Origin of the sequence: Rhodococcus sp. ACPA1 (genome assembly GCF_002300195.1) — a bacterium.
Lineage (GTDB): Bacteria > Actinomycetota > Actinomycetes > Mycobacteriales > Mycobacteriaceae > Rhodococcus_F > Rhodococcus_F opacus.
On sequence record NZ_NSDX01000004.1, the window covers coordinates 517501 to 541813 of the forward strand.

Below are 24313 nucleotides of genomic sequence, written 5' to 3' on the forward strand. Positions count from 1 at the left end.
CGTCTGCACTTCGGTATCGCCGCCGTCGGCGCGATCTCCGCCGCCCTCGTGATCCCGGGCATCGCCTCCGCCGATCCGGTCGACTCCGACTCCGCCCGCCTCGTGAACTCCACCTGCAGCTTCGCGCAGATCGATGCGGCGATGCACGACGTGACTCCGCAGCTCGCCGCACGCCTCGACCAGGCACCCGAGCGCAAGGCCCAGCTGGCGGACTTCTTCTCGAAGTCCCCGGCCGACCGCCAGGCCGTCCTCGACGCGCACCCGCAGCTGAAGAGCCGACTGGACACCGTCCCGACCGAGGGACCGGCCGTCGAGTGGCGCGCGAAGGCGCTGACGATCGCCGAGACCTGCGGTAACTACTGACGCACGCTAGGGGCGGACGGTGCGCAGGACCGTCTGCCCCGTGTCCAGCCTGCGAATGTTGTCGGTGATGTCGCCGACCCGACCGACGAACGTGTGGTCGGTGACGCCGGACGAGTGCGGGGTCATCAGGATGTTCGGCAGATCGCGGAACGGCAGCGCGCTCGGGGCGCCGTGACCGCCGGCATCGGGGTACGAGTACCAGACGTCGATCGCCGCGGCCGCGATCCGGCGCGACGCCAGCGCGTCGTACAGCGGTTGTTCCCGGACGAGGGGGCCGCGCCCGACGTTGATCAGGATGCCGTCGGGGCCGAGCGCGTCGAGTTCCGCGCCGCCGATCATGCCGCGGGTGTGATCGTTCAGGGGCGCGGACACCACCACCACGTCGGACTCCGTCAGGAGCCGGAGCAGCGACGTGTTGTCTCCCGCCCAGGTGAGGCCTTCCGCGGCGGCGTCGAGATCTCCCCGGCCGGTTACCGCACGGCCCTCGGAACCGAACGCGCGCAGTAGGTTCCACGATCGCCGGCCGATGTGACCGAAGCCGACGAATCCGACCCGCGCCCCCCGCATCGACCGGGACTGCGCGATCGCGTCGTCGTAGACCGATGTGGCCCAGACGTCGCCGCGGAGGGCGCGATCGTGCCGGAGGAATCCGCGTCGCAGCATCAGTGCCGCGGACACGATGTACTCGGCGATCGAGTCCTCGTGGTGGAAAGTGTTGGCCACCAGGGTGTCTGTGGGAAGCGCGGCGAACGCCACGTTGTCGGTGCCGGCGCCGGCGACGTGCAGCAGGCGCAGCTTCGGCGCTGCGGCCGCCATCGCGGCGGTGAACCGGCCGCCCACGTACACGTCGGCGTCGGCGAGGTCGGCGACGATGGCCGACTCGTCGAACGTCCGATGCCACGACACCGTCGCACCCGACGGCAGTCCCGACTCGAACAGCTCGCGATGCGGCAGCAGATTCCGGTCGCCGACGACGACCTTCATCAGGCGCGCACCAACGCCGGGCGCTTGCTGTCGAACGTCCAGCCGGGCACCAGGAACTGCATGCCGATCGAGTCGTCGCGCGCGCCGAGCCCCTTCTGCAGGTACAGCTCGTGGGCCGCCTCGACGCGGTCCATGTCGAGTTCGACACCGAGGCCGGGCGTCGACGGCACGGTGAGGTAGCCCTCTTCGATCTCGAACGGGTCCTTGGTGATCCTCTGACCGTCCTGCCAGATCCAGTGGGTGTCGATGGCGGTGATGTCGCCCGGAGCCGCGGCCGCGACGTGGGTGAACATCGCGAGCGACACGTCGAAGTGGTTGTTGGAATGCGAACCCCACGTGAGGCCCCACGCGTCGCAGAGCTGGGCGACGCGGACGGATCCGTTCATCGTCCAGAAGTGCGGGTCGGCGAGCGGGATGTCGACGGCGCCGGAGCGGATGGTGTGCCCCATCTCGCGCCAGTCGGTGGCGATCATGTTGGTGGCCGTCGGCAGTCCGGTGGCGCGCTTGAATTCGCTCATCACCTCGCGACCGGAGAAGCTGCCCTCGGGGCCGACCGGGTCCTCGGCATACGCGAGAACGTCTTTCAGCCCGCGGCAGGTCTCGATCGCCTCCGACAGCAGCCAACCGCCGTTGGGGTCGAGGGTGATCCGGGCGTCGGGGAACCGCTCGGCCAGCGCTGTGACGGCCGCCGCCTCCTCGTGGGGTGCCAGGACGCCGCCCTTGAGCTTGAAGTCGGCGAAGCCGTACCGCGCCTGGGCGGCCTCGGCCAGTCGCACGACCGCGTCCGGTGTCAGCGCCTCCTCGTGCCGCAGGCGCAGCCAGTCGTCGGACTCCGCCGCACCCGACTGGTACTCGAGGTCGGTCTTGTTGCGGTCGCCGACGAAGAAGAGATAGCCGAGCGCCTGCACCTTCTCGCGCTGCTGACCCTCGCCGAGCAGGGCCGCGACGGGAACACCGAGGTGCTGCCCGAGCACGTCGAGGAGTGCCGACTCGACGGCGGTGACGGCGTGGATCGCGACACGGAGGTCGAACGTCTGGTTGCCCCGGCCCGCGGCGTCCCGGTCGGCGAACGTGCGCCGCAGATCGGCGAGAACGCCGTTGTACTCGCCGATGCTGCGCCCCGTCACGATTGCGCGGGCGTCTTCGAGGGTACGGCGGATCGGTTCACCACCGGGCACCTCGCCGACACCGGTGTTGCCGTCGGAATCGGTGAGGATCACCAGGTTCCGGGTGAAGTACGGGGCATGCGCGCCGGACAGGTTCAGGAGCATGCTGTCGTGTCCCGCGATCGGGACCACTCGCATGTCGGTGACAACTGGGGTGGTGCTCGTTGTACTCATCTCCGAAAACCTTCCTTCACAGCGCAGCGCCGCCCGTGAGGCGCCTCACACCCAAAACTCTAAGTGGCCCGATCGATACATGTCCAAGACTTGTTGAGCATCGAACGATGCAGACACTGCATCAGAGAAGTTGTTGTCCGATCAGCATCAACGCACCGACACAGGACACCGTGATCGACGCCCGGCGCAGGCGCGCCGCGTCCAGATGGCGATTCACGAACCGCGACGCCACGTAGCCGAGCACCGTCGCCGGGATCAGCAGCAGGAACATCACCGCCGACTCGCGGTGCACCGACCCCGTCGCGGCGAGAACGGCCACCGACAGTGTGGAGCCGACCAGGAAGAACGCGCTCATGTTGCCGCGCAGCTGCGCCCCCTTCGACCCCTGCATCACCAGTGCCATCGGTGGCCCGCCGATCGACGTGGCCGTGCCGAGCAGACCCGACGCGGCCCCGGCGACGGCGAGGTTCCGGCGTCGCGGCGGCGGTGCCCAGCCCAGCGTCGCGAAGACGACCCCGGAGAGCACCACGGCCGCGAGCAGCAGCGACAACCCCCGTTCCGGCAGCACCACCAGCAGCAACGCGCCCGCGATCGTGCCCGGCACCCGGCCGGCCAGCGCCCACCCGGTGCCCGACAGATCGAGGGCGTCGCGTTCCCGCCACACCACCATCACCGTGACGACCGTCGCCGTCATGATCAGCGTCCCGGGCAGCAGGCCCGGATCGACGAGCGCGACGACGGGTGCCGCGAGCATCCCCATCCCGAATCCGATCGACGCCTGCATGCACGAGGCGACAAAGACGGCGAACGCGATGATCGCGAACTCTGCCCCGCTCACCCGACCGCGACGGGGACGCCGAGTTCGATCGGACGCCGGGGATGGTGGCATTCGGCGACGTGGCCGCTCTCGCGCTCGTCGACCGCGGCGGGCGGCACTGTGCTCGCGCAGATGTCGGTCGCGTGGGCGCACCGGGTGCGGAACCGGCAGCCCGACGGCGGGTTCAGCGGCGACGGCACTTCACCGTCGAGGATGATCCGCTTGCCCCGGGATGCGGCGTCCAGTTTCGGTGCCGCCGACATCAGAGCCTCGGTGTACGGGTGGGCGGGACGGTCGAAGACGGCGTCCGTCGCACCCGACTCCACGATCCGCCCGAGGTACATCACGGCGACGCGGTCGGCGACGTGCCGGACCACCGACAGGTCGTGCGAGATGAACACGTACGAGATGCCGAGCTGCTTCTGCAGGTCGTTCAGCAGGTTGAGCACCTGCGCCTGCACCGACAGGTCGAGCGCCGACACGGGTTCGTCGCAGATGACGACGCTCGGGTTCAACGCCAGGGCGCGGGCGATCCCGAGTCGCTGACGCTGACCGCCGGAGAACTCCTGCGGGTAGCGGTGCTCGTCGCTCGGCCGTAGACCCACAAGGTGCAGCAGTTCCCGCACCCGTGCCGCCCGGTCGCGGCTCGTCTTGTACATCGTCTTGTGGGTGCGCCACGGCTCGGCGATGATGTCGGCCGCCGACATCCGGGAGTTCAGCGATGCGTACGGGTCCTGGAACACCATCTGCACCCGGCGGCGCAGCGCGAGCAGGTCCTTGCCCTTCAGCGAGAACGGATCGACGCCGTCCCACGTCACCGAACCGGAGTCCGGCCGCTCGAGCATCATCAGTGTGCGGGCGAGAGTGGACTTGCCACAACCCGATTCGCCGACGAGCCCGAGCGTTTCGCCGCGGGCGAGGTCGAGGTCGATGCCGTCGAGCGCGCGCAACTGATTCTTGCCCGCCGCGTTGGCAGGCACCTTGAACGTCTTGGTGAGGCCCCGCACCTTCAGAATCGACTCAGACATGAGAGATCTCCTCGGGGAAATGGCACGCCGAGCGGCGACCAGGTGTGGCGACGTCGGCGAGCGGTGGGCGGGCGGTGCGGCACAGGTCGCGGGCCAGCGGGCAGCGCGCCTGGTATACGCAGCCGGACGGAATGGAATGCAGGTCGGGCGGGGTGCCGCCGATGGATTTCAGGTCTTCGCCGCGGACCGCGTGCACGGGGACCGAATCGAGCAGGCCCTTGGTGTACGGGTGCTGCGGCGAGGAGAAGACCTCGGCGACCGGTCCGGTCTCGACGACGTTGCCCGCGTACATGATCGCGACGCGGTCGGCCTCCTCCGCGACCAAGGCGAGGTCGTGGGTGATGAGGATGACGGCCATGTCGTGCTCGGTGCGCAGGTCCCGCAGCAGAGACATGATCTGTGCCTGCACCGTGACGTCGAGTGCCGTCGTCGGCTCGTCGGCGAGCAGGACCGTCGGGCTCAGTGCGACGGCCATCGCGATCAGCAGGCGCTGCCGCATGCCGCCGGAGAACTGGTGCGGGTAGGAGTCGACGCGCGATTCGGGCTCGGGAATCCCGACCCGCTGCATCAGCGAGATCGCCTCCCGCCGCGCCTCTTTCGCGGACAGCCCGCGATGGATCCGGAACGGTTCGGCCAACTGCTTGCCGACCGTGTACACCGGGTTGAGCGCGGTCAGCGCATCCTGGAACACGATGGCCAATTCGGTGGCGGCGAGGGTGCGGCGGGTCCTGGCCTTCGCCGTCACCAGGTCGACGTCGCCGAGACGGACCGAACCGTCGGTGATGTCGGCGATCGGTTCGAGCAGGCCGACGAGCGCCTGCGCGGTCATCGACTTGCCGCACCCCGACTCACCGAGCAGCGCGAGGGTCTCGCCGCGTCGCGCGGTGAACGACACGTGGTCGACGGCCCGGACCGTGCCCGAGGGGGTACGAAGGTCGACGGTCAGATCCGCGACCTCGAGGGCGACGCGGTCGGCGTCCGCGACGTCGAGCGATTCGACAGCCGGTGCGGATGCACTCATGAGACGACCTTTCGGGTGGGGAACAGCCGGGAGCGACGCGACCGCGGGACGGTCAGACGCCAGCGCTGGGCGGGGTCGGTGGCGATCCGCGCCCATGCCGCGAGCACGGTCGCCGACACGGTGGTGATCACGATGGCGAGACCGGGGAAGAACGACAGCCACCACGCCGTCTGCAGGTACGTCCGGCCCTGGGACACCATCAGGCCCCAGCTGATGTCCGGCGGCTGGATGCCGATGCCCAGGAAGCTCAGCGACGACTCGGCGAGCATCACGTAGCAGAAGTCGAGGGTGGCGACGGTGAGCAGCGTCGGCAGCAGGATGGGGAACACGTGCCGGCGGATGACGGCCCCGCTGCGGGCGCCGAACGTGCGCGCGGCGTCCACGAACAACCGGCTCTGCAGTTCCGCCGACTCCGCGCGGGCGGTGCGGAGGTAGATCGGGATGCGGGTGATGGCCAGAACCAGGACGATGTTCGCGGCGCTGGGCGAGAACACGTACAGGACGACGACGGCCATCAGCAGCGACGGGAAGCTCATGATGACGTCGGCGACGCGCATCGCCGTCGTCTCCCGCCAGCCGCGGTGGTAGCCCGCCCACATGCCGACGAGGGACCCGACGATGCAGGACAGCGCGACCGCGGGCAGCGCCACCAGGAGGGTGGTGCGGCACGCGACGATCAACCGGGCCAGCATGCTGCGGCCGAGCGGGTCGGTGCCGAGGATGTTCATCCACCCGTTCGCCACGTGGAACGGCGCCAGGTTGGACTGGTCGAGGTTCTGATCCGTCGCGGCGTCGCCGACGAGCCACGGGCCGAAGACGGCGACGAGGAACACGAACACCAGGATCGCCGCCGCGACCGTGGCCACCCGGTCACGCAGCAGCAGTCGCCACAACGGTGCCTTGCTCCGGGAGGGCTTCGGTGCCGGAACGGCTTCGTCGACCGGGGCGGCGAGGGCCGGCGGCGTCTCGTCGGGGCTCGGGTAGACGTCGCCGGCTCCGTCCAGGCGGGGTGCGTTGTCTATGGACATCTCGGCGGCCTCCTAGACCTTGGACTTCTCACGGACACGCGCGTCGAGAAGTGCGTAGCCCGCGTCGATCAGGATGTTGAGGACGAAGATGCTGACCGCGGTCAGCAGCACCGCCGCCTGCAGGACCGCGAAATCGCGCTGCAGGATCGCGTCGATCATCAGCTTGCCGATGCCGGGCCACCCGAAGATCGCCTCGACGACGACGGCGCCGTTGACCAGTCCGACGGTGAGGTCGCCGGCCACCGTCAGCGCCGGAGCCGCGGCGTTGCGGAGCGCGTGATGGGTGACGACGCGCAGGTCGCCGGCCCCCTTGCTCCGAGCAAGACGTACGTATGGTGCCGACAGCGCCGACACCATCGCGCCGCGGACCACCTGGGTGAGCACGCCGAGCGGGCGGATGAGCAGGGTCGCGATCGGCAGGATCCACGACAGCGCGCTTCCGGTACCCGAGGTGGGCAGCACCCCCAGCACCACCGCGAAGATCCACACGCCGGTGATGGCGAACCAGAAGTCGGGGATGCTGGCCGCGGTCATCGACAGCAGGCTCGAGATCCGGTCGGCGAGCGAATTCGGCCGGTACGCCGCCCAGCAGCCGATCACGATGGCGCCGATGATCGCGAGCAGCATCGTGAAGAACGCCAGCTGCAGCGTGGCCGGGAACGCCCGCAACGCCATGGTCGCGGCGGATTCACCGGTGCGCAGCGACTCGCCGAAGTCGAGGTGGACGACCCCGGACAGGTAGTCGACCATCTGGCTCAGCACCGGCTTGTCGAGGCCGTTCTCGGCCGCGAACTCGGCTCGCTGATCCGGTGTCGCGGAGACCGGGAGGTAGAGGTTGGTCGGGTCGCCGGTGAGGCGGGCGAGCAGGAACACACCGAAGAGGACGACGAGGAGGGGTACGAGGCTGGTGTAGACGCGTCGGCGCAGGAAGGCGAACATGACTCACCGCCTTCGGATCGGGTTCGGTTGGGACATCTCAGTTCCTCCGGGGGGGCTGGGAAGAGGGGTTAGCCGTTCGCGGATGTGTCCGCGTGGGTCATCTCGCTCAGGCGCATCTCGTCGCCGGTCGCGGAGTTGGGCGCGTACTGCACGGTCGGGGACTTGGCGAGCACCGCGTTCATGTGAGCGATGTACGCGAACTGCCGGATCTCCTTCGGTTCGTCGGCCAGTACCGAGGCGAACGCGTCCTGGCGGGCGTCGCCGACGAGTCGCTCGGCCGCGTCGATCTGCGCGTCGTATCCGGGCGAGCCGAAGTAGCTCTGGTATCCGTCGCTGCGCATGTACTGGTCGACGGTGAACTGCGCGTCACCCGCCTGGTTACCGTGCTGGATCATCAGCAGAATCGGTCCGGTGCCCTGCGGGAACGGCCGGATCTGGTACTGCATCTGCCCGGCCGTGTCCATCATCTCGATCTTCACGTTCAGGCCGGCCTTGCTCAGCGAGTTCTGGATGACCTCGATGGTCTCGTTGATCTTGGGGAACTGGCCCGTGCGCCCGATCAGACGGATCTGGTTGTCGACGGGAACGCCGTCGGCCTTGGCCTCCGCCACCAGTTGCGCGGCGCGATCGGAGTCGTAGGGGGTCGGCTGAAGGTCGGGGTCGAACCCGACGATGCTGCTGCCGACGAGTTGCCCGGCCGGCTCGCCGAGACCCTGGAACAGCGCCTTGACGATCCCTGCCCGGTTGACGGAGAGGTCGATGGCCTCGCGGACGCGGTAGTCGTCGAGCGGCGGTTCGGTGGCCATCATGCGCAGCGCCGTCGTCTCGTTGTTGGGGTAGGCCACGCCGAGGTCGCCCGCGCCGTCCTCCGGACCGAGGTACGTGGCGAGTTCGGCCTCGTCGTTGGTGACCATCGCGGCCCGGACACTGCCCTCGGTCCGCCACTGGTAGATCGCCCGCGTGTACTCGGGCGCCGGGCCCCAGTACGTGTCGTTGCGGACCAGCGCGAGTCGCTGCCCGTGATCCCAGTAGTCGATCTCGTAGGGGCCGGTGCCGATGGGATCGCGCACCTTGTCCTGGGCGTCGGTGGTGGACGGCACCATCTCCACGAACGAGATCCGCAGCGGAAGGATCGGGTCGGCGGCGGGGGTCTGCACCGTCACGGTCGACGGGTCGATCGCGTTCACCACGAGTTCGTCGTCGCCGAAGACGTACCCGTCGACGTCGCAGCCGATGGTCGAGTTGACGGTGCGATCGATCGAGAAGGCGGCGTCCTCGGCATCGAAGACGCTGCCGTCGCTGAACGTGACACCCGGACGGATCCGGAACGTCCAGACCGTGTCCGACGTCTGCTCCCACGAGTCGGCGAGCTTCGGTTCGAGATCGCCGGTATCGGCGTTGCGTTCCACCAGCGGCTCGGTGATGTTGGAGCGGACGACGACTCCGGTCGAGGTGAGTGACGCGTCGCAGGGTTCGAGTGTGGGCGGCTCCTGCGGGAGCACGATCCGCAACGTGTCGGGACTGGCGGCGTCGCTGTGGCTCGAATTGGCCACCGAGCAACCTGCGACCAGAGCCGGCACCGTCAGTGCGGCGGTGGCCACGACGACGGCGCGGTAACGGGTTCCCTGCTGCAACGAACGTGCAGGGCTCATGGTGTCCTCCGTAGGGATGTGTCGCGTACTCGACGCGAGTGAAGAGGGCCCGTCTGTGACGGTAGACACACGCTATGAGCGGCGCGGAGGAGCCGTCAACCGGGGCAGACGGCGCAAAATGGCTCGTGAGGGCCGTCACACGCCTGATTGATGGAGACTGCGATCACCCCGGCAGGCCCCTGACCGGCGCATACAGGGAGTTTCGGCATCTGTGCACGTCAACGCGCCGCCAACCAATGCCGTTTGAGTATCGATCCATGTTATTTACGTGTTGGACAGGTATTCGGAGCGCCGCTTAACGTAGGGGTAACCGGTGACGCGGAGAGTCGCGCCACCACTCGTCAGGAGGCACGATGGTGACCGCAGAGTCGTCCGTGAAAGAAGCTGCTGCACAGACTGTTTCGGGAGGACGCGTCCTGAAGGTCGGTCCGCTGAAGCCGTCCCTCACCGCGACGCTCACCGAGAAGTACGACGCACTCGACCTCCCGCTCGGCGACTACCGCACCAGCTTCCTCGCCGAGCACGGCGAGTCCGTCACCGCGGTCGTGACGTCCGGTCGCACCGGAGTCGACGCCGCGCTGATGACGGAACTGCCGAACCTCGGCGCCATCGTGCACTTCGGAGTCGGTTACGACACAACCGATGTCGTGCTCGCCGAGGAACTCGGAATCGGCGTGAGCAACACCCCTGACGTCCTCACCGACTGCGTCGCCGACACCGCCGTCGGATTGCTGATCGACACACTCCGCGGCTTCTCCGCCGCCGACCGCTTCGTGCGTGACGGCCGCTGGCCCGCCGAGGGCAACTTCCCCCTCACCCGGCAGGTGAGCGGCACGCGGGTCGGCATCGTCGGGCTGGGGCGCATCGGCTCCGCCATCGCCACCCGCCTCACCGGCTTCGGCTGCACGATCTCGTACCACAATCGACGCGAGGTTCCCGGCTCCCCGTTCGCGTACGTCGGCTCGGCCGCTGCACTCGCCGCCGGGGTCGATGTGCTGATCGTCGCCGCAGCGGGCGGTAAAGGCACCGAAAAGCTCGTGGACCGAGAGGTTCTCGAAGCCCTCGGACCCGACGGCTACCTGATCAACGTGGCACGCGGAAGTGTCGTCGACGAGGACGCGCTCGTCGAACTGCTCACCGAACGCAAGCTCGCCGGTGCCGGACTGGACGTGTTCGCCCGGGAACCGCACGTTCCCGAGGCGCTCCTCGCGCTCGACACCGTCGTTCTCCTCCCCCACGTCGCGAGCGGCACGACCGAGACCCGGGCCGCGATGGAGGCTCTCACCCTGCAGAACCTCGACGAATACCTCGCCCATGGCACCCTGACCACCCCCGTACTCGAGCCGAGGTCACGATGAGGGTCATTCTCAGCTACGTTCCGACAATCGAAGGTCGTGGCGCCCTGGCGTTCGGATTCGCCGAAGCCCGCATGCGCGCAACCGATCTCGTGGTGATCGCCGACGGCGACAGCGCCTCGAATCCCAGCTTCGGGGCCGAACTGCACTCCGCAAGGGAGGAAGCGGACGCCGCCGACGTCGACTACCGCATCGCACGAAACGAACCCGACCGCTCCCACGCCGACAACCTCATCGACGCGTCCTACGACTCCGCCGCCGAACTCCTCGTCCTCGGCATGCGGCGACGCTCCCCCGTCGGCAAACTCCTCATGGGCAGCGTCGCCCAGCGTGTGCTCCTCGAGGCGCAGTGCCCGGTCGTCGGAGTCAAGCCGCCCGTCGCAGCAGAGGTCTGAGCGGCACGGACGGCGTCGGATCCCCGGCCCATCCATAACCCTCACGGCGCCGAATACCTGCCGTGGGACAGCCATGATCGATGGGCCTCAAAGCGCCGACGGCGCGGAACTGGGCGGTCGCCTCCTGACCTTGGTCGGCGACCGCGACTTCCAGGCGCTCGCACCCGAGATCTCCCAGATCGCGTGCGACCACGGCAACGACCGGTCGGCGTTCACCGCGGTCGTGGCGTGGATCGTCACCACCATCGCCGACCTCATCGCGGATCCTGCCTCGAGCGTCAACGATGCCGTCGACAGCTTCATCAGCGTCGTCCCCGTCGTGCACGACACAGCCGCGCTGAACGAGGAGTTGCCCGCGCCCGCCGAGTGGCTGTTCACCGCCGTCGTGAGACACCTGCAGAGCAGGCACCGGGCGGGATCCGATCTCCCGCCGCCCGTGCCTGCCGACACCGCACTCACGCGCATGCAGGCCCTCGTCGAAGCCTTGCTCTGGCTCGACGCCCTCCTCGAGTGCGACCACAGCCTGTAGGCGAACGCACCTCCCCGGCCCGGGGGTCTGCGCCCTCACCGTGACGGCCGTCTCGAGTCGGAATAGCCCGGCTCGTGTGCCCGTTCCCCCAGTGGATCCCGATCCTGCGCGGCGGCACCGAGAAGGGCGCTGCCGAACACGACCTACGGAAAGACCGATATCTGTGAATCTATTCTCCCCCTTGACACTCGGCGAACTCGAACTGCCCAACCGGGTCGTGATGGCACCCCTGACCCGCGTCCGCTCCGGGCGTGACGGCGTGCCCGGACCGCTGGTTGTCGAGCACTACCGACAGCGGGCCTCTCTCGGTCTGATCGTCAGTGAAGGCACCTACCCCAGCCACGCCGGCCAGGGCTTCCCCGGCCAGCCCGGGCTGGTGACACCCGAGCAGGTTGCGGGCTGGAAGAACGTCGCCGACGCCGTGCATGCGGCCGGTGGACGGATCGTCGCGCAGGTCATGCACGCCGGCCGTGTCACCCACGAGGGAACCACCGGCGGTCACGAGGTCGTCGGTCCGAGCGCTGTCGCCATCGACGGCGAGACCCGCACCTACGAGGGGAAGGAGCCGTACCCGGTGCCCCGCGCGCTGGGTACCGAGGAACTCTCCGCCGTCATCGAGGAGTTCGTCCAAGCGTCCCGGAAGGCGGTGGCAGCCGGGATGGACGGCGTGGAAATCCACGCCGCGAACGGCTATCTGCTGCACGAGTTCCTCTCCCCGGCATCCAACCTGCGTGAGGACGCGTACGGCGGCTCACCCGCGAACCGGGCACGCTTCGTCGTCGAGGTGTTCGAGGCCGTGGCAGACGCCATCGGCGCCGGCCGGGTGGGTATCCGCATCTCGCCCGAACACAACATCCAGGACGCCCTGGAACTGGACGCCGACGACGTTCGGGCCACCTACGGCGCGCTGGTCGACGCCATTGCTCCGCTGAAGCCCGCCTACCTGAGCATTCTGCACAAGGACCCGTCCGGGCCCCTTGCGCAGGACCTGCGGACACGCTTCGGCGGCCCGGTGCTGATCAACAGCGGATTCGGGGCGGTCACCACCCGCGACGAAGCGCTGGCAATCCTCGGCGACGGCCACGCCGATGCCGTCGTCGTCGGGCGTCCCGCGATCGCCAACCCGGATCTCGTGCGGCGCTGGCAGGAAGACCTGCCGCTCAACACCCCGGACCCCCAGACCTTCTACTCGGAGGGCGCGAAGGGTTACACCGACTACCCGGTGTTGCAGCACTGAGCTGTCCCCAGGCCGACACGCTGTGGCCCATGACGCCAGGTCATGGGCCACAGCGCTATCCGTCGGACGCCCCCGTGTCGCGTATCCGGGTCCGGCACCGTACGGTTAGTCGTAGTTGAGTACACAGCTACCGAGTTCACGGGCCGCCCCGGCGCGTCCGTGCTCCAATCGGGCGTACCAACTGTGCACGCTGTGCCAGGACGCCCACCTCGAAGGTGGCCGACAGTGAGAGCACATTCCGCACGACGCTCTCGCAGCCGAAGCTCCCGACGAACAGCTTTACTTCTATCTTCTCGTGACCTGTCGGAGGAACTGCATTTTCGGACCACTGAACTCCGGGCCTGCTCTGCCGCGGCGACGCTCACAGAAGTTGAAAGGTGATCGTTCATGCCACGAACCGTGGAGCACACCACTCGTTACGCCGATGCCCTGATGACGCTGGCCCTGGCCGCGCACCGCCCGGCCACCGTCGTCAACACCGGCACCGGATACGCCGTCCGGGTCGATTTCGAGCGCGGCATTCACCTGCTCGCCACCAACGCACCGGGGGATCTCAATTCCGATCCGGACGCGCAGAACCCCTGGGTCGTGACTTTCTTTCAGAAGCAGCCCGCCGCCGAGGACACCCAGCTCGTGACGGTGACCGGGGAATGGCTCGTCGACGCATTCGACCAGGCACTCGCCATGATGCCGATTTCCTGCATCGCCGACGACCCGGATGCGCAGCCCGCCGAACTGCGCCTCGTCGGCACGGAGGTCCACGACCTCGCTAGGTAACACCGCCTGACGGGGCTACATCCGCTCGTCACCGCCCGGCAGCAGACCGTCTACCCCCACCGGGTAGGCGGTCTGCGAGTCTCCCCAGCCGCTCGACCGCGGGCAGCGCCTGCGCGATCTTCTCGGCGTCACGGGCGATGATCTCGGCGCTCTGGTCGATGCCCTTCGCGCTGACGGCGAGCCCCTCCGCGGTCTCCGCGATCTGCTTGGCGGCGTCCAGCAGTTCGGACAGGTCGTCGAGCGCGGGCCCCAGACGGTCGATCAGCACCCCGATCTGTCGTATTCGGAGCATCACCGTCGTGACGGCGTGTTCCCACTCGCGGATCTCGCTCGAGACGTTCTGCAGGATCTTGATGGGAGGCTCCTTGTCGGTGCTCGGCGGCCGGGCCTGGCGACGCGCGTCCAACCTATCTGTTACTCCCAGTTTCCCGTACTCGGCCTAGCCGCTCAGATCGTGGCCGGTGGCCGCGCGCGTAGGAGTGGAGGCTGGCGATCACCTCTGCGCGGCGCAGCGCATCGATCCGGTGGTTTGGTCCTGGTCGGCGGTGGAGATCCGCGGGTTACCAGGGTGGGGGTCATCTTTGTATGAGCACACTGGCGCGGACCGTCTGGCGATGATTTCGGCGGTGATGGAGATGGCGGTCTCGGCTGGTCCGCGGTTGCCGATGTCGAGGCCGATTGGGCTCGATAGTGCGATGAGGTGTTCGGGGCGGAGGCCGCCTGCGGTGAGTGCTTGTCGTCGGTTGGTGTCGGCGGTGAGTGACCCCATGGCGCCGATGTAAGCGAGGGGTTGTGCCCATTTGGTTTTGTCGAGGCATTCGAGGAGGACGGGAATGTCGATTTTGGGGTCGTGGGTGAGAACGACAATGACTGTGCGGGAATCGAATCTGCCTCTATTGCGCTCACTTATGATCCAGTCCGACGGCCATTCACACACGACCTCGTCGACATCGGGAAATCGTTGCGATGTCGTGAACACGGGGCGGGCATCGCAAATGGTGACCCGGTAGCCCATTCGGGTACCGACTATCCCGGTTTCCGCGGCGAAGTCGGTCGAACCCACGATCACCATCCGTGGCCGGGACTGGAAGCGGCGTATCAGCGTTCCGGAGGGGGTCAGGCCGGTGGGGGCGTCGAGTTCGTTTGCGATGCGGTGGGTACCCGCTTCCGGTCCGGTGAGGACCGTCTCGAGGATGACGGTTTCGTCGCGCAGTGTCCCTTCCATGAGGTCGGCGAGTTGCGGCATGGTCTCGCGGTCTACGCGTTCCACGAGCACGGTCAGCGATCCGCCGCAGGTCAGTCCGGGTTCGAGGATGTCGCCGGTGGGGCCGTAGTGCTCGATTCGGGGGTGGCCGGTGGTGAGGACGTCGAGGGCGGTCTCGTAGAGGGCGCCTTCGACGCAGCCACCCGAGATGCTTCCGACCACGGTTCCGTCCTGATGGACTGCGAGCATGGCGCCGGGGTCTCGCGGGGATGACCCGTGGGTGGCGATGACGGTGGCGACAGCGACAGCGCGGTGTGCTTCCCATTCGGTGTGGATGTCGCGAAGGACGGTGTTCACGAGTGCCTCGCAATTCTGTTCGCGTCAGGGTTCCGGCGACCGGGACTGGGGAACCGTCGCGGTGGTGGCGAGGATCGTACAATAGTTTTGCGCAAAGATAAGTGCTGAAATTGTGGGTGAGTCGGTCGCCGGTAGGCGAGACTGATTCGCGGCGCCGTGCCCGTATCGAATCTGGAGTGTGAAGTGGCCGAATCAGATCGGGTGGATGGGGTCGGTGAGATCATCCGGCAGTGGGCTCGGACGCGTCCCGAGCTGGACGTGTCGGCTTTGGAGATTTTCGGACGGCTGCATCGGAGTTTTCTGCTGTACCGGGCTCAGATCAATGAGCTGTTCGAACGGTTCGGGACGAACGAGGCGGGGTTCGACGTTCTCGCCTGCCTTCGGCGTGCGGAACCAACGTTCCGGCGCACTGCCGGGGAACTGGCGAAGCAGACCTTGATCACCACGGGTGGCCTGACGATGCGGGTGAACCGGCTCGAGGATGCCGGCCTGGTACTGCGCGAGCGCGATGACATCGACTCCCGCGTGGTGTATGTGACGCTCACCGACGCGGGCCGGAAACTTGTCGACGCCGTCTCGGATGCGCACTTCGCGGAGCTGGCGCGGATGCAGGGCGGCCTCGAGGGCGGTCAGCGCGAGCAGCTCGCCGATCTTCTGTCCATCCTCGAGGGCTCCTTACAGGCTGCCGCATCGGAGAATGCCGCAAAGTCGCTCGGCACAGCATCCGCATAAGGCTCGTCTTCAAAACTCCTCGGGCGGACGCCCCGGGTCGCCTGACGTGCTCGCGTGCGTTCTTGGGGTAGTGCAGCGACGTGTCGGTGGCGGTGTTTCGATACAGCTACGGCTGTGACCTGCGTCTCTTCAGTGGGTGTTGCGCCTCGGCTCCGTGGGCATCGACGCAATCGGTCCGGCGACCGCGGCCGAGCTATTGACCTCGGGGCGCCAGGAACGTAGAACTATCTTATAGCAAAGATACTTTGCGCTGAGTCTTCTTGGACCGGCATTCGTTGTCCTTTCGAATGGAACGAGGCACATGCACAAGAGCGGCCTTCCCACGGTGACTGCGGAGGGCGGCGGCACAGTGACCGCCCTACCCTTTCGCGGCGTTGCGACCCCCGAGCAGAACCCAGCAGACGGCAGGCTCGGCTGGCGTGGCTCGTTGGCTGCCGTGCTGTTCCTCCCCGGCCCAGCCGCCCACGACTGCGTTGGCAGTGAGGATCCGATCGTGGTTCGTGAGCATCTTCGGGGCCGGAATCGGCGTAAGTTCGTCTACACCGGATTCGGTTCGGTAGCCGTCCGCGCCGCACTCGACGTCGTCTCCGCGGCCGTCGAACGGCGCGCCCTACAAGGGGTGAATCACCACATGCATACCGGCTATGGGAGACCGAGCTGCACACTCGTGCGGGGAGCCCGCTGATGCGCACCCAGGCCCTCGGCGCCGGGTTGGTGGCGCAGACCCAATTCGCAATGGCCCCGTTCCGGCTCCATCGCCCCACCACCATCGAGGACGCCCTGGCGATCGTGTCCGAACATCCGGATGCCGTCATCGCCGCCGGCTGCTCGGATCTGGTCGCCCAGATCCGTGAGGGCTGCGCCCCAAACACGTTGGTGTCGCTGCAGAAGGTCGATGCGCTCCGCGCAATCAGACACGAGGCCGGCGTACTTCATATCGGCCCGATGGTGACCCACCACATGGGTGCGACGGACGAGATCGTCGGCACCGCGATCCCGAACCTCGTGGCCGCGTGGGCGTCGATCGCGACCGTCCGGATCCGCTACACCGCGACCGTCGGCGGAAACCTGATGGCGCGGCGGTACCGATACGAGATGCCGCTGCTTCTCGGGGCGCTCGACGCGGACCTGATCTACGACGCCGGCGCGCTCTCCCGCCCGGTCGCGTCGTTGTGGACGCAGAACCCATCCGCGTTGGAGCGACTGTTGACCGACGTCACCGTACGAACGGACGACCTAGTCTGGTTCGGATATGAGCGTTCGATGCGTCCGACGGCGACAGTGGCCCTCGCGGTGCGTCGCAACCCCGACGGCACCCTGCAGGTGCGCGCGCAATCGGGATCTGAGTACCGCCACGGATTCGCTCTGACGGCCGATACCGGCGCCCGCGAACTCGATCCGCTCGAGGTGAGTGCGCAGCTTGCCCAGCAGCTACCGGACGATTGTGCCGATTACACCGGCTCGGTGGAGTACCGCCGGCACCTGGTGCGTGTGTTGACGCGCCGCCTGCTCACCGCGGCGTGTGCGCAGCTGAAGGGAACGACAACGAGATGACCGAGTACCCCGATCGCGAGACCGACCGATCCGCTGCCCCCGACGGAGAACTCGACACCTGCATCGAGTTCGCCCTGAACGGCGTCAAGCAGACCGTGCGCGTCGCCGCCAACGCCATCCTGCTCGACGTCCTGCGGAACAACCACGGCTGCAACGGCGTTCGCGGTTCCTGTGAGCGCGGGGTCTGTGGAGCGTGCACCGTGCTCGTGGACGATCTGCCCGTCGCCTCCTGTTCGACGTTTGCGTTCAGCATCGACGGCGCCTCGGTCGAGACAGTGGAAGGGTTGGCCGCGCCCGACGGCACGCTGTCCCCGCAGCAACGTGCATTCTCCGAGTGCGGGGGTTTCCAGTGCGGCTTCTGCACGTCCGGGATGTTGATGCTCACCACCGGGCTGCTGCGTCAGGACCCACAACCCGATCGCGGCACCATCCGCGAATGGATCAGTTCCAACACCTGTCGTTGTACCGGATACGAGATGATCCTCGAATCGGTCGAGCGCGCTGCCGAACTGACCGGTGAGACGAACGGGGAATCCGCGTGACCGCGACACCCGAGTCCTTCACTCACGACGTCCACTCCGACGCCGCGAGCGCCGGATACACCGTGTTTCCGCTGCCGACAGCCTCTCCGGACAAGCGAGTGACCGGACGCGATCTGCCGCGCGCGGACGCTGCGGTCAAGGTGACCGGCAAAGCGGTCTACAACACCGACATCGTGCGACCGGGCATGCTGCACGCGAAGGTGCTGCGTAGTCCGCACGCGCACGCTCGAATCGTCGCCATCGATGCGAGCGCCGCCCAGGCACTGGACGGCGTCACCGCGGTACTCACCCGCAACGAAACCGACAGCCTGGCGTGCTACGGCACCATGGTCAAGGACCAGCCGGTCGTCGCGACGGACGCCGTCCGCTATGTCGGCGACATCGTCGCCGCCGTCGCTGCGGTAGATGAGCGCACCGCCCTCGCGGCACTGGACCTCATTCAGGTCGAATACGAGATCCTGCCCGCGGTATTCGACGTCGACGAGGCCCTCGATCCGTCGTCACCGACCATCCATCCGCGCGTGCCGCGCGGCGGTCTGCCCCCGTACCGGAACGGCGCGTCGGCGTCGCTGCGCAGCGACCACAATGTCAGCTACGAATTCCGTTACAGCACAGGCTCACCCGAGGTGTGGGACGAATGCGACCACATCTTCGAGGACACCTTCCTCTTCTCCCGGATGAACCACATGCACCTCGAACCGTTCGTCACGGTCGCGGAGGCAACCGACGAACAGATCGAGGTCTGGACGGCGACGCAGAGCCCGTTCAACCTTCGCCAGGAACTCGGGCACGTCTTCAACCTCCCTGAAAACCGGATCCGGGTGCACGTCGCCCTGCTCGGCGGCGCGTTCGGCGCGAAGAACGGCCCGAAGGCCGACCCGGTCGCCATCCGCCTGTCCCAGCTCAGCGACGGCCGACCGGTGCGATTCTGCATGAGCACGGAAGAGGGCTTCCTCACCGTCTCGCAGCACGCCGCGAAGCTCATCGTCAAGGCCGGCGTCAAGGCCGACGGCACCTTTATCGCCCGCCAATCCACAGTGCTCCTCGACAGCGGGGCATACGCCGAACACAGTCCGGCGGTGGCCGAGAAGGCCGGCTATCGCATGCCGGGCGCGTACCGCTGGCAGCACATCGACACCGTCTGCAAGGCGGTCACCACGAACACGGTGCCCGCCGGCGCCATGCGCGGCTTCGGGGCCACCCAGACCACGTGGGCCGGCGAGCGTCAGATCGACCTCATCGCGCAGCGACTCGGCATCGATCCGTACGAACTGAGGCTGAAAAACCTCAAAAAGCTCGGCGAAGAATTCGTGCCCGGGGATGCGGGGATCGACTCCGATCTCGCCGAGGGAATTCGCCTTGTCGCGGACGCTATCGGCTACCACGACAGGGATCGCAGCGGAAACCGCGGCATGGGGGTATGCGTCGGTCTCAAGGACAGCGGCGGCGGCAACAAGCCCGCGATGGCGCGGGTCAAGGTGACCGCCAACGGCGACGTCTTCCTCAATTGCGCGCTCACCGAAATGGGCCAGGGCGGGCACTCGGCGATGTCCCAGATCGTCGCCGACGTCCTGCGCACCAGCCGCGACCGCGTCGTGTACACGCGCATCGACACCGACCACACCCCCTTCGATCAGGGCACCAACGCCTCGTCCGGCGTGGTGGTGATGGGACAGGCCGTCCGGAACGCGGCGGAGAACCTGCGTAGACAAGTGCTCGAGTGGGCCGGTGAACAATTCACCCTCGACCCGGCCACCGCGGTGCTCGACGACTGGACGGTGCGCACCCCCACGGGCGAGGTATATCCGCTGTTCGAACGGATCATGGAGTTCTTCGGCCACACCGGGTTCGAGTTCTCGGCCGACGGCTATTACAAGGTGCGCAATGATGCCGATGCACCCTTGGCCGCCCGGTGTGTCTTCTACGAGATCGGTTGGGCGGCAGCCGAAGTCGGAGTCGACCCGGAGACCGGCAGGGTTACGGTCCTGCAGCTCGTGGTCAGTGGTGACGCGGGCAAGGTGATCAACAAGATCGGCTGCCGCGGTCAGGATGAAGGCGCCGCCGTTCTGGGACTCGCGCAGGCTCTGTTCGAGGAAATGCGCTACGAGAACGGTGAACTTCTCAACGCAGAGGCACTGCTGTACCGCGTCCCACTCGCCGAGGACCTCCCCGAGCGGTTCGTCTCGATCACCCAAGAGCAGGGACACGGCGCCGGCCCCTTCGGCGCCAAAGGCATGGGGGAAGGCGGCATGCTCCCCATCGCCCCGGCAATCGCCCAGGCCATCGCCGACGCGGTCGGTGCCCAGCTCACCGAGTTGCCGATGACACCAGAACGCGTCTTCCGTGCACTCTCAACCGGCGACGTGCCCGGTCTCCCGCCGTTGTCGCAACCCTGAATGCAACCGGACCTGAGACCACCGGTCGTCGGCACAGACGCCGACGACCGGAACGTCGACCCGAGCAGGACCCGACGGCGGCATCCTCACGCGCAACGTCGCTGTTCCTGCGTCGCAGCGACACTTCGGCGCCGCATCCACACCCCCGCCCGCCACCAACACCGGAACAAGTACACCGTGCCACGGCTCGTACCGGGCCGGCACATCCCGCCACGTCGTACCCGAATCCGCCACCGGATCCCGTCCACGAGCTCCGCTGGAGGACTGCGAACCCACCGCCCGGACCCCGAGTTCGTGCCGCGGCGCGTCTCCAGCTTGTGGCCTGTCATGCCTGCCAATTTGGAGAGCCGGGTCGCCGCCGACCGGAGATCTTCAGCGACTGGCTGGTGCTGGCGGTGGCGTTTGGGCTGGTGTCGTTGGCGCCGAGCAGGAGGGCGCCAACAAGGTTGCCGATGTCAATGACCTGCCCTTCCGGAAGCGGATCGATGACCGGTCACCCCCCAAGAGCTCCGGGTGTCGGCTGGTTACGGGTTGTTCGGTTCCCGCTAGAAGATGGCCCGTGGGATCAGCCCGGTGGTTCGTCCATCCTGATCAAGGACATGTCCTGCCCTCTTGAATGTGTGGAGGCTGATGAACCGGTCCGAAATGGTGATGGACGGAAGTTCTCGCGTGAGTGCAGCCGCGAATGGCGCGATCTCGCTAATCGTCTGAAACCACATCGTGGCGACGAGTGTCGAGGTTCCGGTAGTGGCGTTTGCAATTCGGCATTTTGGAATTCGGCTCAATAGGTTGCCGACCGTGTTCAACTCGCTCGGTGCGGTCGTGATCATGAAAGTCGTCTCAACGACTGGTCCGACAAGTGTGTTCGCTCCCTCGCAGCGCAGGGCCACGTGGCCCCCGTCGATCAGTCTTTCGACGCGGCGTCGCGCGGTCGGTCCGGTCACATCGCATTGCTCGCCGAGTGTGGTCCATGCTTGACGCCCATCTTTCGCGAGAGCTCCGAGCAGAGAACGATCGAGATCGTCCAGGAATGGAATCGATTTCCTGCGTGTGGGCGCTGCCTGGGGTAATTGGAGAAGATGGGCCTGTTCCAGGTCTAACGCCTGGACGCGCCACCGCGCGCCTTCTGTGTAGTTGGTGAGCACGACCGTCGTTGCCACCGACCTGATTCCTTCGATCACCTCGATGCGATCGGTGAGCAGACGGGTGAGGTCGGCAATGCTGGACACGAACACGATCACATGGAAGTCCGACGTCCCGGATGTGCTCGATACCGTGTCGACTGCCGGTTCGGCAATCAGGGCTTCTACAACGTCATGCTTGCTCTGGGGTCTGCAGGTGATCGCAAGCCATGCGGCACATCCGAATTGCAGGAAGGTCGGGCCCGGAGCCACCGCGATCCATGCCGAGCCGCTCTCGGACAACAGCTTCCATCTTCGGGCGAGTGTCTTCGGCGAGTACTGAAGCGCCTCCGCCAAGTCCGCCCAGTCAGCGCGGGGGTTGAGCTGCAGCGCGCCGATAATTGCAAGGTCCAGTTCTGCTGCAGCCTGAGAGGTCATATTGGACATTATGGCCGTAAAAATTATGGAAATCGGCCAAAACCCAGGTCTCGTGAGGTGCGGCACTCAGAGTGGTTGAGCGCGAGTTGCGCAACCGGGACTCCCGGCGCACGAAGTCGAGGTCGATGCATGTGGACACAATCAGTCAGGGGTGAGGAAGGTGCCGTCCAACGGGCGGGTAGACAGCGGGCGGGCGTTGTGGCGCACGTAGTCGGGGCTGGCACCGGTCCCGCTCTCCTGCTGCGCGGAATCGGTGGTAGCGCCGACAGTTTCGCACCGCAATTCGGTGAGCTCAACAGTTCCCTGAGGATGCTCGCGTGGGACGCCCCCGGTTACGGGCGCAGCGGGGATCCCGGACGTCGGTTCGACCTGGACGACTACGCTGACGCGGCCGAGGTGATCAGGGGCCGCTGCGGCCAGGTAGGCCAGATGCGTCCTGGTGGTCCACCCATCTCGGGAGCGCCGCAACGCGTGGTCGGCGGGCTCGATCTCGACCCCGCCGGGCGGCACGGACTGCGCCTCGGGAGCCCAGCGCACGCCCGCCGCGTGCTGGTGAGCCTGCGCGATGGTCGCGTCCACGCTGACGTCCCACACGATCGCACCCCGCGGCTTGGGTGGGTGCCGGCAACCCTGTCAGGATCCGCATCTCTGCGGACCTTTCTGTTCGTGGTGTGCCAGCTTGCCGCTGACCATGTTTCGCAAATTAATCCCACGTGGATTTCTCTTGCTTTCCGCCCACGAGTGTAAATCGTTAACTGTGCGCACGGTCTATTTCTTCGTGCGAGCCATGCGTGGCTGATTCCGCCGAGGTGTGTAGCGGCGTTTCGGGCGGGGGAATCCATTTTCCGCTCTATTTCATCTGTCACTCAGTGCCTGAATCTTGCGGCCTCGGGTTCGACATAACAGCAGGTTGAGGGCTCAAACTTTAAGAAATGAGAGCTTGCGCACAACTAGCCTCAGCGTTAAGATATTGACCACTTAAGTAATTTGCAGGTTTGCAACTGTGCTCGTTATTCAGAAACAGAGGCTCCCTAGAACGCTCTGATTCGCCACGCGGTTCATGCGCCGCGTGATCGCATGTTCGTCAAATAGCCGGGAGGCACAATATGGGTGGTGCAGTCGCACGACCAGCGGGCGCAGGCTCGCCGAAGAAGGTCGCGCTAGCGAGCCTGATCGGCACAACCATCGAGTGGTACGACTTCTTCATCTACAGCACCGCAGCGGTGCTCGTCTTCAACCATCACTTCTTCCCCAGCTTCGACCCGGCCATCGGAACACTGCTGGCCTTCTCGACCTTCGCCGCCGGCTTCGTCGCCCGCCCGATCGGAGCCATCGTCTTCGGTCACTTCGGGGACAGGGTGGGCCGAAAATCGATGATGGTCGTCACCATCTTGATCATGGGCGTCGCCACCGTGCTGATCGGCCTGCTGCCGACCTATGCCACCATCGGCGCTTTCGCCCCGGTGCTGCTGGTGCTGCTGCGACTGACGCAAGGCTTCGCGCTCGGCGGCGAATGGGGTGGCGCTGCGCTCATGGCCACGGAGCATTCACCCAATAGCCGACGTGGTTTCTTCGGCAGCTGGCCGCAGGCGGGGGTGGCGGTCGGACTGATCCTGGCGATGACCGTGTACCTACCCCTCGATGCAATGGCCGATGATCACTTCATGGCCTGGGGGTGGCGTGTTCCGTTCCTGCTCAGTGCGGTACTGGTGATCACCGGACTGATCATCCGAGTACAGGTCGCGGAGAGCCCGGAGTTCGACCGGGTCAAGGATGTGCACGCGGTCGTGCGCCTGCCCATCATCGAAGTTCTTCGCACACACCCGAAGCAGGTCCTCCTAGTCGCCGGCGCCAGCCTGTCGCCGGGCATCTTCTTCTACCTCCTGACGGTGTACAACTTCGTCTACACGCAAGAGGCAGGCGGCCTGAGCCAAAGTTCCATGCTGATTCTGGTGATCGTCACCTCCGCGGTCGGATTTGTGGTCACCCCGATCGCAGGTGCGCTCTCCGACAGGTTCGGCCGGCAACGGCTCTTCCTGCTCGGCCTTGCCCTCATCGGTTCTCTCGTCTTCCCCCTCTACTGGGCGCTCGACTCGGGCTCGTACGGCTTCATCGCCGTCTGCTACGTCGCCGCGACCATCGCCGTATACATCCCGTGGGCGCTGCAGCCGGCATACTTCTCCGAGGCGTTCGACGCACGAGTCCGCTACAGCGGGCTGTCGTTGGCCACCACCCTCGGCAACCTCTTGGGCAGCGCTATCGCGCCTCTCATTGCCGGCACACTACTCAGCGCAACTCATGCGTCCATCTCCATTTCCCTGTATGTCTTCGTCACCGCAGCAACGTCGTTCGTCTGCGTACTGGTGCTCGGACGGACGAACCGGAAAAAAGACACGCAAGCCGACAGCGGAATCGGCACCGATAACGTGAGCGGGCTCCGCACTCCCACCTACTCGGAGTGATACCCCTCATGGACGTCGCCTCTCGGGCACGGAAGCACTCAC

At 66.7% G+C, this 24313-nt stretch carries 24 protein-coding genes (1 of these 24 cut by a window edge); 12 read left to right on the forward strand and 12 right to left on the reverse strand.

All coding sequences use genetic code 11. The annotated features are described in order from the left end of the window. Nucleotides 1-363: the 3' portion of a hemophore-related protein gene (locus CJ177_RS20305; RefSeq protein ID WP_025431617.1), read on the forward strand. 18 nt of this gene lie to the left of the window's left edge; only the last 363 of its 381 coding nucleotides appear in the window; its start codon lies beyond the left edge, outside the window; the stop codon is at nucleotides 361-363. A 6-nt stretch (nucleotides 364-369) separates the two neighbouring features. Here CJ177_RS20305 and CJ177_RS20310 read toward each other — a convergent pair whose 3' ends face one another. The 8 genes from CJ177_RS20310 to CJ177_RS20345 all read right to left on the reverse strand — a co-directional run bounded on the left by CJ177_RS20310 (nucleotide 370) and on the right by CJ177_RS20345 (nucleotide 9172). After that, nucleotides 370-1347: a 2-hydroxyacid dehydrogenase gene (locus CJ177_RS20310; protein ID WP_095868452.1), complete on the reverse strand. Its 978-nt coding sequence runs from the start codon at nucleotides 1345-1347 to the stop codon at nucleotides 370-372. After that, entirely contained in the window at nucleotides 1347-2687 is a 1341-nt protein-coding gene (gudD, locus tag CJ177_RS20315; RefSeq protein ID WP_095868453.1) for a glucarate dehydratase, read from the reverse strand. The genes CJ177_RS20310 and gudD overlap by 1 nt, the downstream gene beginning before the upstream one ends. A 121-nt stretch (nucleotides 2688-2808) precedes the next feature. Then, nucleotides 2809-3525 (reverse strand): sulfite exporter TauE/SafE family protein, encoded by a 717-nt coding sequence (locus CJ177_RS20320; protein ID WP_061040756.1) that lies wholly within the window; start codon nucleotides 3523-3525, stop codon nucleotides 2809-2811. Next, complete coding sequence (locus tag CJ177_RS20325; protein WP_095868454.1) at nucleotides 3522-4532, reverse strand: ABC transporter ATP-binding protein; 1011 nt, start codon at nucleotides 4530-4532, stop codon at nucleotides 3522-3524. Before CJ177_RS20325 ends, CJ177_RS20320 begins: the two co-directional genes overlap by 4 nt. Beyond that, nucleotides 4525-5553: an ABC transporter ATP-binding protein gene (locus CJ177_RS20330; RefSeq protein WP_095868455.1), complete on the reverse strand. Its 1029-nt coding sequence runs from the start codon at nucleotides 5551-5553 to the stop codon at nucleotides 4525-4527. The genes CJ177_RS20325 and CJ177_RS20330 overlap by 8 nt, the downstream gene beginning before the upstream one ends. Then, nucleotides 5550-6581: an ABC transporter permease gene (locus tag CJ177_RS20335; RefSeq protein ID WP_025431616.1), complete on the reverse strand. Its 1032-nt coding sequence runs from the start codon at nucleotides 6579-6581 to the stop codon at nucleotides 5550-5552. Before CJ177_RS20335 ends, CJ177_RS20330 begins: the two co-directional genes overlap by 4 nt. A gap of 12 nt (nucleotides 6582-6593) precedes the next feature. Continuing rightward, complete coding sequence (locus CJ177_RS20340; RefSeq protein ID WP_005237765.1) at nucleotides 6594-7520, reverse strand: ABC transporter permease; 927 nt, start codon at nucleotides 7518-7520, stop codon at nucleotides 6594-6596. 68 nt (nucleotides 7521-7588) lie between these two features. After that, a complete protein-coding gene (locus CJ177_RS20345; protein WP_095868456.1) occupies nucleotides 7589-9172 on the reverse strand; it encodes an ABC transporter substrate-binding protein in 1584 nt (527 codons plus the stop codon). Nucleotides 9173-9525: 353 nt separating this feature from the next. Between CJ177_RS20345 and CJ177_RS20350 the strand changes: the two genes are divergently transcribed. From CJ177_RS20350 to CJ177_RS20370, 5 genes are all read left to right on the forward strand, one after another. Continuing rightward, nucleotides 9526-10530, forward strand: coding sequence for a 2-hydroxyacid dehydrogenase (locus tag CJ177_RS20350; RefSeq protein WP_095868457.1), 1005 nt, complete (start codon nucleotides 9526-9528; stop codon nucleotides 10528-10530). After that, complete coding sequence (locus CJ177_RS20355) at nucleotides 10527-10922, forward strand: universal stress protein (protein WP_095868458.1); 396 nt, start codon at nucleotides 10527-10529, stop codon at nucleotides 10920-10922. The genes CJ177_RS20350 and CJ177_RS20355 overlap by 4 nt, the downstream gene beginning before the upstream one ends. Before the next feature lie 73 nt (nucleotides 10923-10995). After that, the gene (locus CJ177_RS20360) at nucleotides 10996-11451 is read left to right on the forward strand and encodes a hypothetical protein (protein ID WP_005237770.1); all 456 of its coding nucleotides are present in this window, start codon (nucleotides 10996-10998) and stop codon (nucleotides 11449-11451) included. A gap of 163 nt (nucleotides 11452-11614) precedes the next feature. Continuing rightward, entirely contained in the window at nucleotides 11615-12688 is a 1074-nt protein-coding gene (locus tag CJ177_RS20365; RefSeq protein WP_095868459.1) for an alkene reductase, read from the forward strand. 387 nt (nucleotides 12689-13075) lie between these two features. Continuing rightward, nucleotides 13076-13465 carry a hypothetical protein gene (locus CJ177_RS20370; protein WP_095868460.1) on the forward strand — a complete coding sequence of 130 codons (390 nt, stop codon included), beginning with the start codon at nucleotides 13076-13078 and terminating at the stop codon, nucleotides 13463-13465. Nucleotides 13466-13493: 28 nt separating this feature from the next. Here the strand turns inward: CJ177_RS20370 and CJ177_RS20375 are convergent, their stop codons facing one another. Further along, a complete protein-coding gene (locus tag CJ177_RS20375; protein ID WP_005237773.1) occupies nucleotides 13494-13871 on the reverse strand; it encodes a hypothetical protein in 378 nt (125 codons plus the stop codon). A gap of 87 nt (nucleotides 13872-13958) precedes the next feature. Next, entirely contained in the window at nucleotides 13959-15026 is a 1068-nt protein-coding gene (locus CJ177_RS20380; protein WP_257014602.1) for an XdhC family protein, read from the reverse strand. Between the two features lie 183 nt (nucleotides 15027-15209). On the opposite strand from CJ177_RS20380, the gene CJ177_RS20385 reads away from it, so the two are divergent. The 5 genes from CJ177_RS20385 to CJ177_RS20405 all read left to right on the forward strand — a co-directional run bounded on the left by CJ177_RS20385 (nucleotide 15210) and on the right by CJ177_RS20405 (nucleotide 20250). After that, complete coding sequence (locus tag CJ177_RS20385) at nucleotides 15210-15758, forward strand: MarR family winged helix-turn-helix transcriptional regulator (protein ID WP_082764358.1); 549 nt, start codon at nucleotides 15210-15212, stop codon at nucleotides 15756-15758. Nucleotides 15759-16059: 301 nt separating this feature from the next. Further along, complete coding sequence (locus CJ177_RS20390) at nucleotides 16060-16443, forward strand: hypothetical protein (RefSeq protein WP_095868461.1); 384 nt, start codon at nucleotides 16060-16062, stop codon at nucleotides 16441-16443. Continuing rightward, nucleotides 16443-17312 (forward strand): xanthine dehydrogenase family protein subunit M, encoded by an 870-nt coding sequence (locus CJ177_RS20395; protein WP_095868462.1) that lies wholly within the window; start codon nucleotides 16443-16445, stop codon nucleotides 17310-17312. The genes CJ177_RS20390 and CJ177_RS20395 overlap by 1 nt, the downstream gene beginning before the upstream one ends. After that, nucleotides 17309-17854, forward strand: a complete 546-nt coding sequence (locus tag CJ177_RS20400) for a (2Fe-2S)-binding protein (protein WP_061040743.1) — start codon at nucleotides 17309-17311, stop codon at nucleotides 17852-17854. The genes CJ177_RS20395 and CJ177_RS20400 overlap by 4 nt, the downstream gene beginning before the upstream one ends. Further along, nucleotides 17851-20250 carry a xanthine dehydrogenase family protein molybdopterin-binding subunit gene (locus CJ177_RS20405; protein WP_095868463.1) on the forward strand — a complete coding sequence of 800 codons (2400 nt, stop codon included), beginning with the start codon at nucleotides 17851-17853 and terminating at the stop codon, nucleotides 20248-20250. Before CJ177_RS20400 ends, CJ177_RS20405 begins: the two co-directional genes overlap by 4 nt. 545 nt (nucleotides 20251-20795) lie before the next feature. On the opposite strand, the gene CJ177_RS20410 is transcribed toward CJ177_RS20405, so the two are convergent. Both CJ177_RS20410 and CJ177_RS49415 read right to left on the reverse strand, forming a co-directional pair. Next, nucleotides 20796-21809 (reverse strand): Lrp/AsnC family transcriptional regulator, encoded by a 1014-nt coding sequence (locus CJ177_RS20410; protein WP_061040742.1) that lies wholly within the window; start codon nucleotides 21807-21809, stop codon nucleotides 20796-20798. Nucleotides 21810-21950: 141 nt separating this feature from the next. Then, on the reverse strand, nucleotides 21951-22403 hold the full coding sequence (locus CJ177_RS49415; protein ID WP_179443256.1) for a transposase: 453 nt from the start codon (nucleotides 22401-22403) through the stop codon (nucleotides 21951-21953). A gap of 512 nt (nucleotides 22404-22915) precedes the next feature. Here CJ177_RS49415 and CJ177_RS20420 point away from each other — a divergent pair. Beyond that, entirely contained in the window at nucleotides 22916-24271 is a 1356-nt protein-coding gene (locus CJ177_RS20420; protein WP_061701159.1) for an MFS transporter, read from the forward strand. Nucleotides 24272-24313 lie beyond the last annotated feature (42 nt).